The 14,449-nt window shown below is 62.3% G+C and carries 15 protein-coding genes; 9 read left to right on the top strand and 6 right to left on the bottom strand.

Annotated elements, in window-relative coordinates:
* Positions 1-54 precede the first annotated feature (54 nt).
* The 6 genes from tpx to aroQ all read right to left on the bottom strand — a co-directional run bounded on the left by tpx (position 55) and on the right by aroQ (position 5,380).
* A complete protein-coding gene (gene tpx, locus BT173_RS08405; RefSeq protein WP_072428205.1) occupies positions 55-567 on the bottom strand; it encodes a thiol peroxidase in 513 nt (170 codons plus the stop codon).
* A gap of 74 nt (positions 568-641) precedes the next feature.
* Complete coding sequence (locus BT173_RS08400) at positions 642-1,919, bottom strand: DUF3426 domain-containing protein (RefSeq protein WP_072428204.1); 1,278 nt, start codon at positions 1,917-1,919, stop codon at positions 642-644.
* 39 nt (positions 1,920-1,958) lie between these two features.
* Positions 1,959-2,843 carry a 50S ribosomal protein L11 methyltransferase gene (gene prmA, locus BT173_RS08395; RefSeq protein WP_072428203.1) on the bottom strand — a complete coding sequence of 295 codons (885 nt, stop codon included), beginning with the start codon at positions 2,841-2,843 and terminating at the stop codon, positions 1,959-1,961.
* A gap of 99 nt (positions 2,844-2,942) precedes the next feature.
* Positions 2,943-4,292 (bottom strand): acetyl-CoA carboxylase biotin carboxylase subunit, encoded by a 1,350-nt coding sequence (gene accC / locus BT173_RS08390; protein ID WP_072428202.1) that lies wholly within the window; start codon positions 4,290-4,292, stop codon positions 2,943-2,945.
* A gap of 84 nt (positions 4,293-4,376) precedes the next feature.
* Positions 4,377-4,838: an acetyl-CoA carboxylase biotin carboxyl carrier protein gene (gene accB, locus BT173_RS08385; protein ID WP_072428201.1), complete on the bottom strand. Its 462-nt coding sequence runs from the start codon at positions 4,836-4,838 to the stop codon at positions 4,377-4,379.
* 53 nt (positions 4,839-4,891) lie between these two features.
* On the bottom strand, positions 4,892-5,380 hold the full coding sequence (aroQ, locus tag BT173_RS08380; RefSeq protein ID WP_072428200.1) for a type II 3-dehydroquinate dehydratase: 489 nt from the start codon (positions 5,378-5,380) through the stop codon (positions 4,892-4,894).
* Between the two features lie 212 nt (positions 5,381-5,592).
* Here aroQ and queA point away from each other — a divergent pair, with 212 nt between their 5' ends.
* From queA to bioD, 9 genes are all read left to right on the top strand, one after another.
* A complete protein-coding gene (queA, locus tag BT173_RS08375; protein WP_072428199.1) occupies positions 5,593-6,606 on the top strand; it encodes a tRNA preQ1(34) S-adenosylmethionine ribosyltransferase-isomerase QueA in 1,014 nt (337 codons plus the stop codon).
* 35 nt (positions 6,607-6,641) lie between these two features.
* Entirely contained in the window at positions 6,642-7,448 is an 807-nt protein-coding gene (locus BT173_RS08370) for a metallophosphoesterase (protein ID WP_072428198.1), read from the top strand.
* 61 nt (positions 7,449-7,509) lie between these two features.
* Entirely contained in the window at positions 7,510-8,637 is a 1,128-nt protein-coding gene (gene tgt, locus BT173_RS08365; RefSeq protein ID WP_072428197.1) for a tRNA guanosine(34) transglycosylase Tgt, read from the top strand.
* 237 nt (positions 8,638-8,874) lie between these two features.
* The gene (yajC, locus tag BT173_RS08360; protein ID WP_072428196.1) at positions 8,875-9,201 is read left to right on the top strand and encodes a preprotein translocase subunit YajC; all 327 of its coding nucleotides are present in this window, start codon (positions 8,875-8,877) and stop codon (positions 9,199-9,201) included.
* Positions 9,202-9,272: 71 nt separating this feature from the next.
* Entirely contained in the window at positions 9,273-11,096 is a 1,824-nt protein-coding gene (secD, locus tag BT173_RS08355) for a protein translocase subunit SecD (RefSeq protein ID WP_072428195.1), read from the top strand.
* 18 nt (positions 11,097-11,114) lie between these two features.
* Positions 11,115-12,062, top strand: coding sequence for a protein translocase subunit SecF (secF, locus tag BT173_RS08350; protein WP_072428415.1), 948 nt, complete (start codon positions 11,115-11,117; stop codon positions 12,060-12,062).
* 142 nt (positions 12,063-12,204) lie between these two features.
* Positions 12,205-12,849, top strand: a complete 645-nt coding sequence (locus BT173_RS08345; protein WP_072428194.1) for a DedA family protein — start codon at positions 12,205-12,207, stop codon at positions 12,847-12,849.
* 7 nt (positions 12,850-12,856) lie between these two features.
* On the top strand, positions 12,857-13,732 hold the full coding sequence (gene bioC, locus BT173_RS08340; protein ID WP_072428193.1) for a malonyl-ACP O-methyltransferase BioC: 876 nt from the start codon (positions 12,857-12,859) through the stop codon (positions 13,730-13,732).
* On the top strand, positions 13,729-14,421 hold the full coding sequence (bioD, locus tag BT173_RS08335; RefSeq protein ID WP_072428192.1) for a dethiobiotin synthase: 693 nt from the start codon (positions 13,729-13,731) through the stop codon (positions 14,419-14,421). The genes bioC and bioD overlap by 4 nt, the downstream gene beginning before the upstream one ends.
* Positions 14,422-14,449 lie beyond the last annotated feature (28 nt).

The raw sequence follows: 14,449 nt of genomic DNA, 5'->3' as shown, positions 1-14,449 counted from the left end.
CGCCGAAGCGGGATGGGTGTCAGGGTTTGCTACGCCAGCCGTTTAGGGCCGGTCTTAGCCAGCCGCAGGCAACATCGCTTCGGCCAGCTTCTGATAATTCGGTTCCGCGTTCACTTCCTGCACAAGCTCGGAGTAGAGCACGTTATCGTCTTCATCCAGGCCGAACAGGGCGGTGGCCATCATGCCGGACAGCGGCACATCGGTGATCATCACCCCGTAGTCCTTGTGGAAATCGCGCCCGCGCAGCGTGGATAGCAGCTGCACCTTGCGCATGCCTTCACTATTGGCCACCCGGGCCAGCGCATACGGCGTATCCACCGAGACGACGAAGCATTTGCTGTTCGGGAAACCGTCCGCAATGCTCTCCAGCCGGCGGGCAATCTTCAGGCCGATCTCGGCATCCACGCTCGGCACCACGGCGATGATCTTGCGCTTGCCCATGAACTTGGACAGCGGTACATCGGCCAGATTGGTGTCGACCAGCATAAAGCTGTGAGCGGTATCGCCCACACGCGGAAAACGACCGCCCACGCCCAAGGGTTCGCCGTTAAGTAGCACTGTGGCCATGTCTTGTGTCCTCCGGTTGATGACTTACTCAGTATTGGCAGCCGGCGGACTGAAAGCAAGCCAGGTCGGCCCGGCTAATTAGCCTCGGGGTAGAACCAGTACAGCGAGTAACCGCTCGACTTCATTTCGCCCAGATCCAGCTGCAGGAACACGCGCAAATCAGCGCCTGCCGCCAGCGCAGCCGGCAGCGGCGTAGGTTTGCCATCGGCCTGCGGCGCAAGGTATTCGTCCGGGCCGAACACCTTGCGCGCTACGATGCGCTCGCTATCGTCGGTCAGGGTCAGTTCGAGCAGCGGCAGTGCCTGATCGAAGCGGGCCTGGTTACGCAGCGTGGCATTCAGCTGGATCAGGCTTTTCTGCTCGGGCACATAGATCAGCTCATTCCATTCGGTGCGCAGCAGCTCGGCACGCGCCGGCAGCTCCATGGTGCAGCCGGCCAGCTCGCATAGTCGCTCCAGACGTGGCTGCATGCCGGGCAGCTGGATGGCTAGCTCGGTGCGGTAGCGCAGCGTGAGCTGACCGAGCAGCAGCACGGCAGCCAGCAGGGCGGGCAGGCTCCAGAGCCAGCGCCACGGCGACGGTGCCTGCGGCACACGCAGCAGTTCCTCGTCTTCCTTGGTCAGGATGGGGCGGTAGGTGCCGGTGCCCTCCAGGGCGGCCGGCTCGAGCGCAGGTGGCGGTGCCTCTTCCAAAGTCGGTGCCAGGGTGGCGGCCAGCTGCGCTTCGCTCTGCGCGTTCAACTGCTGAGCCCAGTGTTCGAAGGCTTCGGGCGACAGGTCTTCCTGTACGCTGGGCGCGGTGATATGGATGACCTCCTCTTCCGGCTCGGCTAGCGGGGTAGAGGGGGCGGGGGAGACGGCCGGCGTGGGCTTCGGCAGAGGCTCATCGCCGAGCGGCGGGAAATTCAGGTCCAGTTCCAGCATGCCGCCCTGGTTCACGTGCGCATGCAGCTTGGGCGCTGGTGCTGGCGTCGGATGGGCGGCCAGTGCACTGGCTAGCTGCTGTAGGCTTTGACTGGCCAGGGAATGGTCGAGGTCAGCGTCTTCCACTTCGGCCGCCGCTTCCAGCTGGCTGGCCATGCTGTCCAGGCCATAGGCATCGTCTTCGCGCTCAGTTGCCCGTGGCATGGCACTGACCACGGCGGCGCTGTGCGCAGCTTGCGGCGGGCGACTTGGGGTGGCGGGGCTGGCGGGCTTGTCGGTTTCCGGTGCCGCATCGCCGACAAAGTGGCTGCGGGCATCGAAGACAAAAGCACAGCGGCCACAGCGCACCTTGCCATCGAAGGCGGTCAGGTGCGCGTCGGTAACGCGGAAACTGGTGCGGCAGTTGGGGCAGCGCGTGACATGGAACATGGCGGGGATTCTAACCGGCCGTCATAGCGGCGCAAGCGCTTACTTGCGTGTTCCGGCGATTCTGACCCAGCCTTCGCGTTCTGCCGACACCGCCAGGCTGAACATCGGGGCATAAATGCCGATGATGTCCTCGGCCTGCTCGGCCAGGATGCCCGACAGCACGAGGCGACCACCGCTGCGGCAGCGGCTGGCCAGGAGCGGCATCAGCATCTTGAGCGGATTGGTGAGGATGTTCGCCACCACGAGGTCATAGCTGCGCTCAGGCGCCGCATCGGGCAGGAAGAACTGCGCCGCCACATGATTCTGCTCGGCGTTCTGCGCGCTGGCGGTCATCGCCTGGGCATCGATATCCACGCCGTGCACTTCACCGGCACCCAGCAATTTGGCGGAAATGGCCAGAATGCCCGAGCCACAGCCGTAATCGAGCACGCTTTCACCAGCCCTCACCTCAGCATCCAGCCACTGCAGGCACAGCCAGGTGGTTGGGTGGCTGCCGGTGCCAAAGGCAAGGCCGGGGTCGAGCGCGATATTGATCGCATTCGGGGTGGCCGCATGCCAGGTCGGGGTGATCCACAGTCGCTCAGACACCTGGATAGGATCGAACTGCGATTGGGTCAGGCGCACCCAGTCCTGCTCTTCCACGCGGCTCACGCTATGTCGTGGCGGGGCAATGCCGACTACATTGGCGGCGGCCGTCACCATCAGCTCGGCATCGCTGTCTTCTTCCAGCAGCACCACCACCACGCTTTCGTCCCATAGCTGCTCGAGCGGCATGCCCGGCTCGCCGAAGATGGGCTTTTCCATCTCGGTGCCGGCGGCGGCGTCTTCGATGCTGACGCTGAGTGCGCCCAGATCGAATAGCGCGTCGGACAACGCTTCAGCATGGGTGGAGTTGGCGTGGATACGCAGTTCTTGCCAGGGCATGGCGGGCTCCGAATGAGAGATGGCGGCGGCCGATGAAAACACAGCGGCCGGGTTGCATGACAACCCGGCCGCTGCGCAGTTTACCACTTGCTGTGGGGCTTAGCTTTTCTCTGCCGCCAACAGGTGTTCCAGATAATGGATCGAGGTGGCGCCCTTGATAAAGCCCTTATCGGTGAACAGCTTCTGGTGCAGCGGGATATTGGTCTTGATCCCCTCCACCGCCATTTCCGACAGGGCAATGCGCATACGCGCCATGGCCTGTTCACGCGTGTCGCCAAACGCAATCACCTTACCGACCATCGAATCGTAATTCGGCGGCACGGTATAGCCCTGGTAGATATGCGAATCGACGCGGATGCCAGGGCCGCCCGGTGGGTGGTAGGTAATGATCTTGCCCGGGCTGGGGATGAACTTGAACGGATCTTCGGCATTGATCCGGCATTCCATCGCATGGCCCTTGAGGACGATGTCCTTCTGGGCAAAGCGCAGCTTTTCACCCGCGGCGATACGTAGCTGTTCCTGCACGATATCGATGCCGGTGATCTGTTCGGTAACCGGATGCTCGACCTGTACACGGGTGTTCATTTCAATGAAATAGAACTCGCCGTTCTCGAACAGGAACTCGAAGGTACCGGCGCCTCGGTAGCCGATGCGGCGGCAGGCTTCGGCACAGGCTTCGCCGACCTTCTTGCGCTGTTTGTCGGTGATGCCGGGCGCGGGTGCTTCTTCGATCACCTTCTGGTGACGGCGCTGCATCGAACAATCGCGCTCGCCCAGGTAAACGGCATTGCCATATTCGTCGGCCAGCACCTGGATTTCGATATGGCGCGGGTTCTCGAGGAATTTCTCCATATACACGGTCGGGTTGCCGAAGGCGGCGCCGGCTTCGCTACGGGTCATTTCCACCGACTTGATCAGTTCTTCCTCGCTGCGCACTACGCGCATGCCGCGACCGCCGCCGCCACCGGCTGCCTTGATGATGACCGGATAGCCGACCTTGCGGCCGATCTTGAGCATTTCTTCCGGATCATCGGGCATCGCGCCGTCCGAACCCGGCACGCAGGGCACGCCGGCCGCCTTCATGGCGTCCTTGGCCGACACCTTGTCGCCCATCAGACGGATCGACTCCGGGCGCGGGCCAATGAACACGAAGCCGCTCTGTTCAACGCGCTCGGCAAAGTCGGCGTTCTCACTCAGAAAGCCGTAGCCGGGGTGGATGGCCTGGGCATCGGTCACTTCCGCGGCAGCGATGATGGCGGGGATATTCAGATAGGACAGCGGGCTGGGCGCGGGGCCGATACAGACCGACTCATCGGCCAGCTTCACATACTTGGCTTCGCGGTCGACCTCGGAATGCACGACCACGGTTTTGATACCCATTTCGCGGCAGGCGCGCTGGATGCGCAGGGCAATTTCACCGCGATTGGCGATCAGGACTTTTTCAAACATGGATTCACTCCGTGAGGGGTGAGGAGTCAGGGGTGAGGGGAGGTGCTTGGCACCTCACAGCTCACCCCTCACGTCTCACAGAATTCAGCCAATCACAAACAGCGGTTCGCCGTATTCAACCGGCGAGCCGTTTTCGACCAGGATGGCCTTGATCACGCCCGAGGTTTCGGCTTCGATCTCGTTCAGCAGCTTCATCGCTTCGATGATGCACAGCGTGTCGCCGACATTGACCTGCTGGCCGACTTCGGCAAAAGCCTTGGCGCCCGGGCTGGATGCTCGGTAGAAGGTGCCCACCATGGGGGACTTGAGTACCGTGCCTTCCGGCAGGGCGTTGGCGGCCGGTGCGGCGGCTGCAGCTGGGGCGGCGCTGGCTGCAGGCGCAGCCGGGGCGGCGTAGTGCTGGGCCGGTGCCTGCGCATACATGATTTGTGCGTTCTGATTCACGCGGGTGATGCGTACTTTCTCTTCACCCTCGGTCACTTCGATTTCGGCGATGCCGGATTCTTCCACGAGGTCGATCAGCTTCTTGAGCTTGCGTAGATCCATGCCCGTTCCCTTTATATATGGTAGTGGTCGCGTCGTTCGGTGCGCAGTGTGCGTCAGGCCGATGCTTGGCGGTTCAGATGGTCGATAGCGTGCTCGAGCGCATAGCTGTAGCCAGCTGCGCCCAGGCCGCAGATCACGCCCACGGCGAGGTCCGAGAAATAGGAGTGATGCCTAAAGGACTCGCGGGCGTGGACGTTGGAGAGGTGGACTTCGACGAAGGGCAGCTTCACGGTAGCCAGGGCATCGCGCAGGGCAACGCTGGTGTGGGTGAAAGCGGCCGGATTGATGATGATGAAACCGGTGCCATCGTCAAAGGCTGCGTGCACACGCTCGATGAGCGCGGCCTCGCTATTGCTTTGGAAGGTATCGCAGACCCGACCCGCTGCGGCAGCGCGCTGTTGCAAGCGGCTGTTGATGCTGTCCAGCGTATCGGCGCCGTAGTATTGCGGTTCGCGTCGCCCGAGCATATTCAGATTCGGGCCATGCAGAACCAATACCTTGCCTTGCTGTCCAGCCAAATTGTGCAGGTTGGGCTGTGTCATGGCGGCGAGTTTGCCGCAGATGTCTGCAGATTGTCTATTGTTCGCCGAAAATTAGGTCAAGCATTTGCTTGAAATATTTTCGTCACTGTGGCGAATCTGCAAGCGCAGCGCGGCTTTCAGGCGCGGCTTGTCATTTTTCCAGCGCCAAGGGCGCGCGCCGGGGCGCTGCTATAATGCCCGCTTTTCCGCGCAGTTCACGCTTTTTCTCCGCCATGCAGCTTTCCGACTTCGATTATCACCTGCCCGAACATCTGATCGCGCAGTTTCCCCCCGCGGTGCGCGGGGGCAGCCGTTTGCTGCATTTGCCAGCCGGCGGCGGGCTGCACGACCGGCAATTCGCCGATCTGCCCAGCCTGCTGCGCCGCGGTGATCTTCTAGTGCTCAATGACACACGCGTGATCAAGGCGCGCCTGTTCGGCCAGAAGGACAGTGGCGGGCAGGTCGAGGTGATGATCGAGCGCGTGTTGAGCGAGTACGAGGCCTTGGCCATGGTGCGCGCCAGCAAGTCGCCCAAGCCCGATAGCTGGCTGCAGTTCGGCGAACATCGCGCCCAGATGCTCGCGCGCGAGGGCGAGTTTTTCCATCTGCGCTTTGCGGCGCCGGTGCTGGATGTGCTGGAGGCGGCCGGTCAGCTGCCTTTGCCGCCTTATATAGAACATCGGCCCGATGGCGAGGATGCCGAGCGCTACCAGACCGTGTTCGCGCGCGAACCTGGCGCAGTGGCCGCGCCGACTGCTGGCCTGCACTTTACCGAGGCCATGCTGGCCACCCTCGCCGAGCAGGGCATTGCCCATGCACGGCTGACCCTGCATGTGGGGGCGGGTACCTTTCAGCCAGTGCGGGTCGAGAACCTGGCCGAGCACCGCATGCACCACGAGCGTTACCGCATTCCGCCCGAGACCCTGGCGGCGATTGCCGCCACGCGTGCCGCCGGCGGCCGCATCGTGGCGGTAGGTACGACCAGCTTGCGCGCATTGGAAGCCGCCTGCCAGACCGGTGATTTCGCCGCGCCCGAGGGCGATACCGATATCTTTATCACTCCCGGCTACTCCTTCCGCGCCGTGGATGCGCTGATCACCAATTTCCACCTGCCCAAGTCCACCCTGCTGATGTTGGTGTCGGCACTGATGGGTTACGAGCGCATGCAGGCTGCCTATGCACATGCGGTGGCCGCTGAGTACCGCTTCTTTAGCTATGGCGATGCCATGCTGCTTGAGCGGCGCTGAGGTGACATCCATGCCGCGCCTGCCATAATTCGCGCATGTCCGAATCCAGTTCGGTGCGTCCGCGCATCGCCTTTCTGCCGCGCAATGAAAAAGGTCGTGACTTCGTGGTCGGCGATCTGCACGGCTGTCGGCGCGACCTGGAAGTGCTGCTGGTGGCGGCGGGTTTCGACCCGCGTCGCGGCGATAGACTGTTCGCCACCGGTGATCTGGTTGACCGCGGCCCGGATGCGATGGGTTGTCTGAACCTGCTGCGCCAGCCCTGGTTCTACTCGGTACTCGGCAATCACGAGCAGATGCTGCTGGATGCGATGGGCGGCGACGATGCCGCGATTGCGCTGTCGGTGGCCAATGGTGGCGAGTGGGCGCTTGGGCGCATCCTGAAGCGCGACCCAGCCTTGCAGGCGGCCGCCCAGGTCTTGGCCCGACTGCCGCATGTGCTGGTGGTGGGGCCGGGTACGCCCGAACGCTTCAATCTCGTGCACGCGGCCCTGCTGCAGGCGCCGGCCGGCAAGCAGCTGTATCGCGATGCCGACTTGGATGCGCGCCTGGCGAACGCGGACGATAAGGTGGTCGAGCGACTGATCTGGAACCGCACCTTGGCTGACGAAGCGGCCGAAGCGGCGCTGCGCCATCCGGTGCCCAGCTGGACCGAGGGCCTGTCGATCACCTACTGCGGGCATAATCCGGTGCCCTATCCCATCATCTTCAATTCGCATTGCCATATCGATACCGGTGCCGGTTACGAGGGCAATGTGGATGTCAATCGCCAGGACAGCGGCGCGCCGATGCGCCTGACCCTGGCCGAGCATCACGGCGGCGATCCGATTTTCTATACCCGCTGATCTTTCTGCTTCACCAACCATCGCGCTGGACTGTGTTTCCGGTGGCGTCAGGAGTATTGCCATGCCCGATAACGGCCTCAAATTCACCCTCAAGACCACCAGTGGCGGCGCACGGCGCGGCAGTGTGGAACTCAATCATGGCGTGGTGGAAACGCCGGTCTTCATGCCGGTCGGCACCTATGGCACGGTCAAGGCCATGGCACCGAACGAGCTGAACGAGATTGGCGCCCAGATCGTGCTCGGCAATACCTTCCACCTGTGGCTGCGTCCTGGTCTCGATGTGATTGCCGCTCACCAGGGCCTGCATCGCTTCATGGGCTGGGACAAGCCCATCCTCACCGATTCGGGTGGCTTTCAGGTGTTCAGCCTGGGTGCCTTGCGCAAGATCACCGAGGAGGGGGTGAAGTTCTCCTCGCCGGTGAATGGCGACAAGCTGTTCCTGACTCCGGAAATCTCCATGCAGATCCAGACCACGCTCAATTCCGACGTGGTGATGATTTTCGATGAGTGCACGCCTTACCCGGCCGATGAGAAGACCGCCGCCGCTTCGATGCGCATGTCGGCCCGCTGGGCGCGTCGCTCCAAGGATGAGTTTGAGCGCCTGAATAATCCGAATGCGCTATTCGGCATCGTGCAGGGCGGCATGCATGAGCGCCTGCGCGATGAGAGCCTGGCTGGTCTGCAGGAAATCGGCTTTCATGGTTACGCGATTGGTGGTCTCAGCGTGGGTGAGCCCAAGGATGAGTTCACCCGCATCCTCGCCTATACGGCGCCCAAGCTGCCCTCGGACAAGCCGCGCTATCTGATGGGCGTAGGCACGCCGGAGGATCTGGTGTTCGGCGTTAGTCAGGGCGTGGATATGTTTGACTGCGTAATGCCGACCCGCAATGCCCGCAACGGCTGGCTGTTCACCCGCTTTGGCGATGCGAAGATCAAGAATGCCCGCTTCAAGAACGACGCGCGGCCGCTGGATGAAAGCTGCGCCTGCTATGCCTGCCAGAACTTCAGCCGCGCCTATCTGCATCATCTGTTCCGCGCCGGCGAAATCCTCGGTGCGCGCCTGAATACCATCCACAACCTTTATTACTATCAGTGGTTGATGGCACAGATGCGCGCAGCCATCGAGGCTGATCGCTTCGCCGACTTCGTGACCACCTTCCATGCCGAGCGTGCACGCGGCGTGGATTAAACCATTCACAGGCAACCGTCCGTCTGCTGCGCCTATTGCACAGGCGGCGAACTTTCTGGACACGGCAGACTCGAAATGCGCTTGCGGCTTCGCGCTGGGCCGCTTGCAGATTGCCCAGCCCGGCACCATCTGCAAGCAGCGCCGGCCTGCTTGGTGGATTTTGCCCAAGCGCACGGCTAGAATGCCCCGCCTGATTTTTCAACGCTTAACCCTTACTGTTTACCGGGATTCAATCCAATGCTGATCACCCCTGCTTACGCCGCCGCTCCCGCTCAACCGGCTGGCTTCGAGCTGATGTCCTTCCTGCCGATGATCGTGATCTTCGTGCTGTTCTACTTCCTGCTGATCCGTCCGCAGCAAAAGCGCATGAAGGAACAGAAGGCCATGATCGATGCGATTACCAAGGGTGATGAAGTGATCACCAATGGTGGCGTACTAGGCAAGGTGGCCAAGGCTGGCGAGCAGTACCTGACCCTGGAAGTGGCCGATGGTGTGGAGCTGGTGGTGCAACGCGCCGCCGTGGCTGCCAAGCTGGAAAAAGGCACCATCAAGGCACAACGCTAAGTTCTGCGCGGGCAGCCCCAGGGCTGCCCGTTTCTTCTCCGGCCTTTGCGCCGCACAGTCTGCCCCCGCCCATGAATCGATATCCCGTCTGGAAATACCTGATCATTCTGATCGCCCTTGCGGTAGGTCTGATCTATTCCGTGCCCAATCTGTATGGTGAAAGCCCGGCGGTGCAAATCTCCGGCGCCCGTTCCAGCATCACGGTGGACAACACCGTGCAGGCCCGCGTCGAGCAATTGTTGACCGATGCCAAACTGCCACTGGCCGGCCTGATCCTGGAGGGCAATAGCCTCAAGGTGCGCTTCAAGGATGTCGACACCCAGCTCAAGGCCAAGACCTTGATCCAGGAGGGCATGGGCGACAACTATGTGGTGGCGCTCAACCTCTTGTCGAATACCCCGCATTGGCTGACCGCACTGGGTGCGCATCCGATGTTCTTGGGTCTCGATCTGCGTGGTGGTGTGCACTTCCTGCTCGAAATCGATATGAAGGCTGCGGTGGACAAGGCCTTTGAGCGTATCGCCGGTGATGTGCGCCGCGAACTGAAGGATAAGAAGATCCGCGCGGGCGCCATCAAGCGCAGCAGCACGGGCGTGGAAGTGCAGCTGCGCGATGAAGAGACGCTGCGCGCTGCACGCAAAGCCATCGAGAACGCGCTGCCTGTGGTGCAGATCGTGCAGACTTCGGAAACCGGCAACTACAGCCTGAAGCTGACGCTGACTGAGGCCGAGCTGTTCCGTATCAAGTCCGACGCGGTCAAACAGAATATCGCCACCCTGCACAACCGCGTGAATGAGCTCGGCACCACTGAGCCCATCATTCAACAACAGGGTGCCGACCGCATCGTGGTGCAACTGCCCGGCGTGCAGGACACCGCGCGCGCCAAGGACATCCTCGGCCGTACCGCCACGCTGGAAGTGCGCATGGTGGAAGATGACCAGGCTAAGCTCGCCGAGGCCCTTAATGGCAATGTGCCGGCCGGCTTCGAGCTGATGGAAGAGCTTGATCCGCGCGGCAATCGCCAGATTCTGGTGAAGAAGGATGTCGAACTGACCGGCGAGAACATCAATGACGCGCAAGCCGGCTTCGATGATCAGAACCAGCCGGCCGTGCACATCAATCTGGACGGCAGCGGCGCGAACATCTTCCGCCAGCTGACGGCTGAGAATATCGGCAAGCGCATGGCCATGATTCTGGTCGAGAAGGGCAAGGGTCAGGTGGTGACGGCGCCGGTGATTCGCGCCGAGATCGGTGGCGGTCGCGTGCAGATTTCCGGTGCCATGACTGCTGCCGATGCCAATGACACCGCGCTGCTGCTGCGGGCCGGTTCGCTGGCCGCGCCGATGGACATCGTGGAAGAGCGCACGATCGGACCTAGCCTGGGCAAGGAAAACATCGAGAAGGGCTTCAACTCCACGCTGTACGGCTTTGCCGCCATCGTGATCTTCATGGTGATCTACTACCGTGTGTTCGGCGTGACCGCCTCGATCGCGCTGGCCGCCAATGTGCTGTTCCTGATCGCGCTGCTATCGATGCTGCAGGCCACGCTGACCCTGCCTGGTATCGCGGCCATCGCGCTGACCCTGGGTATGGCCATCGACTCGAACGTGCTGATCAATGAGCGTATCCGCGAGGAAGTGCGCAATGGCGCACCGCCGCAGACCGCCATCAAGGCTGGCTATGAACACGCCTGGGCGACGATTCTCGACTCGAACATCACCACGCTGATCGCTGGCGTTGCCCTGCTGATCTTCGGTTCGGGCGCGGTGCGTGGCTTTGCCGTAGTGCACTGCCTCGGCATCCTGACCTCGATGTTCTCGGCCGTGGTGGTATCGCGTGGCCTCGTCAACCTGATCTACGGCTATCGCCGCAAGGTCGGCAAGCTTGCAGTCTGAGTAGGAAGAATCGCCATGCTGGAAATGTTCCATTTCAAGAAAGACATCCCGTTCATGAGCTACGGGAAGCTGACCACGGCGATTTCGCTGGTCACCTTCCTGCTGGCCGTGTTCTTCCTCGGCTACAAGGGCCTGAACCTGAGCATCGAATTCACCGGCGGCACGGTGCTGGAGGTGCGTTACAGCCAGCCCACCGAGCTGGCCAAGGTGCGCAGCCAGGTTGAGGCGCTGAACCTGAGCGGCAAGCACACCGAGATCGTGGTGCAGGCGTTGGGCACCACGCGCGATGTGATGATCCGTCTGCCCAATGTCAGCGGTATTAGCAGCGCCGCGCTGTCCACCAAGGTCATGGACGAGCTGCGCAAGACCGACCCACAGGTTGAGCAGCGCAAGGTCGAGTTCGTCGGCCCCTCGGTGGGCCAGGAGCTGGTCACCCACGGCCTGACTGCCTTGACCATCGTTTGTCTCGGCATCATCGCCTACTTGGCCATCCGCTTCGAATGGCGCTTTGCGGTGTCGGCCATCCTGGCCAACCTGCACGATGTGGTGATCATCCTCGGTGTGTTTGCCTTCTTCCAATGGGAATTTTCGCTGACCGTGCTGGCCGCCATCCTGGCCGTGCTCGGCTACTCGGTGAACGAGTCGGTGGTGGTGTTCGACCGTATCCGCGAAAACTTCCGCAAGGCCAGCCTGCGCGGCAAGAGCGTGCCCGAGGTAATCGACAATGCGATCACCGCCACCATGAGCCGCACCGTGATCACCCACGGCTCGACCGAAATGATGGTACTGGCCATGCTGTTTTTCGGCGGCGCCGCCCTGCACGGCTTTGCCATGGCGCTGACCATCGGCATCGTGTTCGGTATCTACTCCTCGGTACTGGTGGCGTCGCCGCTGCTGCTCGCCTTTGGGGTGACGCGGGAAAACATGATCAAGCCGGTTAAGGTCAAGGAAGAAGCGGTCGTCTGATTCCGCAATATCGGTCTGTTAGTCTGCCCAAGCTTGGTGTTGCTGCGGCCCTTGCCGCCTGCACCGACCTTGGGCAGTTTCTCATCCCGGCTGCGCCACTGCGCGCGCCCCGATTTCACTTATTCAGCACAAGAAGCTTGCGATGGACTTCAATCTGATCGACATCATCCTGCACCTCGACGTTTTCCTGGCCGAGATGGTGCGCCTGTACGGCCCGTGGATTTACGTGATCCTGTTCCTGGTCATCTTCTGCGAGACCGGTCTGGTGATCATGCCCTTCCTGCCGGGTGATTCGCTGCTGTTTGTGGCCGGTGCAGTGGCGGCGACCGGCGGCATGGACCCGTATGGCCTGGCGGCCTGCCTGATCGTGGCGGCCATCCTCGGCGATTCGACCAACTACGTGATCGGCAGGCGCGCGGGTGAGCGGCTGTTTGCCAATCCGGACTCCAAGCTGTTCCGGCGCGACTATCTGGACAGGACCAAGGACTTCTATGGACGGCATGGCGGCAAGACGGTGGCGCTGGCGCGCTTCCTGCCCATCGTGCGCACCTTTGCGCCCTTTGTGGCCGGCATGGCCCATATGCCCTATGGCAAGTTCCTGTTCTTCAGCGTGGCCGGCACGCTGGCCTGGGTGGGCTCGCTGGTCACCCTCGGCTATCAGTTCGGCAATGTGCCGTTTATTAAGAACAATCTGTCTGTGATGGTGGTGTTCGTGGTGGCGCTGTCCTTCCTGCCCATGATCATCAAGCTCCTGCTGAGCCGCCTGGCTGCGCGCCGCGCTGCCTGAGTCCGCTATGGAAAGTTTCTATACCGACAAAGCGCAGGTGCGCCGCTCATTTGAGAAGGCGGCCCAGACTTACGATGGCGCCGCTGTGCTGCAGCGCGAGGTGGCCGATCGCATGTTCGAGCGCCTCGAGCTGGTCAAGCTAGCCCCGGCGCTGATGCTGGATGCCGGCTGCGGTACCGGCTATGCCGGCCCGGGCCTGCGTGCGCGTTATAAGGATGCGCGCTTGGTGGAGCTCGATCTGGCGCTATCCATGCTGCAGGTAGCGGCCGGCAAGCTCGGCCTGCTTGAACGCGTGTTCCAGAAGCGCCCAATGCAGCTGTGCGCCGACCTCGAGGCCATGCCGCTGGCCAGCAATTCGCTCGACCTGGTCTGGTCCAGCCTGGCCATCCAGTGGCTGAACGAGCCCGATACCGTGTTCCGTGAATTCCACCGCGTGCTCAAGCCCGAGGGCCTGCTGATGTTCAGCACCTTCGGGCCGGATACGCTGATGGAGCTGCGCGGCGCGTTTGCCAGCGTGGATGGCAAACCGCATGTGAACCGCTTCATCGATATGCATGACCTGGGCGACGCGCTTTCGCACGCCGGCTTCTCGGCGCCTGTCATGGATATGGAAAAGATCGTGCTCACCTATGCCGATATGAAAGCGGTGATGCGCGATCTGAAAGCCATCGGTGCGCACAATGTGGCGGTGGGGCGTGAGCGCGGTCTGATGGGCAAGGCCGCCTTTCAGCGTGCCGAGGCTGCTTACGAAAAGCTGCGCCGTGAAGGCCGCCTGCCGGCTACCTATGAGGTGGTGTACGGCCACGCCTGGAAGCCGACCCCCAAGCCCGGCTTTGCCGATGGCCGCCAGGTCATCGAATTCCGTCCGCGTCCGCAGGCATGAGTGGCTATTTCATTACCGGCACCGATACCGAGGTCGGCAAGACTGTGGCTACCTGCGCCTTGCTGAGGGCGCTGGCGCGCAGCGGCCAGCGCGTGGTGGGCATGAAGCCGGTGGCATCGGGCTGCGTGCGCAATGCGCAGGGCGAGCTGGATAACGAGGATGTGCTCGCGCATGCCGCGGCCAGCAATGTGCATGCCGCCCGTGCGCTGACCAATCCCTATGCTTTCGAGCCGCCGATCTCGCCGCATCTGGCGGCGGCCGAGGCGGGCGTCCGGCTGGACCTCGATCTGCTGGCCACGCGCTACCACGCGCTGGCCGCCACGGCCGATATCGTGCTGGTGGAAGGGGCGGGCGGCTGGCTCGCACCGCTGGACGAGCAGCACAGCATGGCTGATCTGGCTGCCAGGCTGGGCTTGCCGGTGATCCTGGTGGTGGGGATGCGCCTGGGCTGCCTGAACCACGCACTCCTGACGGCGCGCGCCATCATGGCCAGCGGTCTGCCACTGGCCGGCTGGGTGGCGAACTGCGTCGATCCGGCCATGCGTGCACGTGAAGCCAACCTCGCGTATCTGGATTCCCACATTCCCGCGCCCCGTCTTGGGGTGATCCCGTATTTTTCTCTAGAGCAAAAACCCGAGTCGAATCAAGAGCAAATGCTCGGCTTTGTGGCGGAAATGCTTACCAAATAAGGACTTCTGCGATTTTTCTTCGTTGAGT

It is taken from the genome of Chitinimonas taiwanensis DSM 18899 (genome assembly GCF_900119825.1).
GTDB classification, from domain to species: Bacteria; Pseudomonadota; Gammaproteobacteria; order Burkholderiales; family Chitinimonadaceae; genus Chitinimonas; species Chitinimonas taiwanensis.
This window is presented reverse-complemented; position numbering and strand designations above follow the sequence as displayed.

Excerpts from the sequence above, each read along its gene's own strand:
- aroQ (WP_072428200.1), bottom strand. The coding sequence starts at position 5,380 with ATGACACAGCCCAACCTGCACAATTTGGCTGGACAGCAAGGCAAGGTA.
- BT173_RS08345 (WP_072428194.1), top strand. The coding sequence starts at position 12,205 with ATGGACTTCAATCTGATCGACATCATCCTGCACCTCGACGTTTTCCTG.
- yajC (WP_072428196.1), top strand. The coding sequence starts at position 8,875 with ATGCTGATCACCCCTGCTTACGCCGCCGCTCCCGCTCAACCGGCTGGC.
- tgt (WP_072428197.1), top strand. The coding sequence starts at position 7,510 with ATGCCCGATAACGGCCTCAAATTCACCCTCAAGACCACCAGTGGCGGC.
- queA (WP_072428199.1), top strand. The coding sequence starts at position 5,593 with ATGCAGCTTTCCGACTTCGATTATCACCTGCCCGAACATCTGATCGCG.
- BT173_RS08370 (WP_072428198.1), top strand. The coding sequence starts at position 6,642 with ATGTCCGAATCCAGTTCGGTGCGTCCGCGCATCGCCTTTCTGCCGCGC.
- accB (WP_072428201.1), bottom strand. The coding sequence starts at position 4,838 with ATGGATCTACGCAAGCTCAAGAAGCTGATCGACCTCGTGGAAGAATCC.
- secD (WP_072428195.1), top strand. The coding sequence starts at position 9,273 with ATGAATCGATATCCCGTCTGGAAATACCTGATCATTCTGATCGCCCTT.
- bioC (WP_072428193.1), top strand. The coding sequence starts at position 12,857 with ATGGAAAGTTTCTATACCGACAAAGCGCAGGTGCGCCGCTCATTTGAG.
- bioD (WP_072428192.1), top strand. The coding sequence starts at position 13,729 with ATGAGTGGCTATTTCATTACCGGCACCGATACCGAGGTCGGCAAGACT.
- BT173_RS08400 (WP_072428204.1), bottom strand. The coding sequence starts at position 1,919 with ATGTTCCATGTCACGCGCTGCCCCAACTGCCGCACCAGTTTCCGCGTT.
- prmA (WP_072428203.1), bottom strand. The coding sequence starts at position 2,843 with ATGCCCTGGCAAGAACTGCGTATCCACGCCAACTCCACCCATGCTGAA.
- accC (WP_072428202.1), bottom strand. The coding sequence starts at position 4,292 with ATGTTTGAAAAAGTCCTGATCGCCAATCGCGGTGAAATTGCCCTGCGC.
- tpx (WP_072428205.1), bottom strand. The coding sequence starts at position 567 with ATGGCCACAGTGCTACTTAACGGCGAACCCTTGGGCGTGGGCGGTCGT.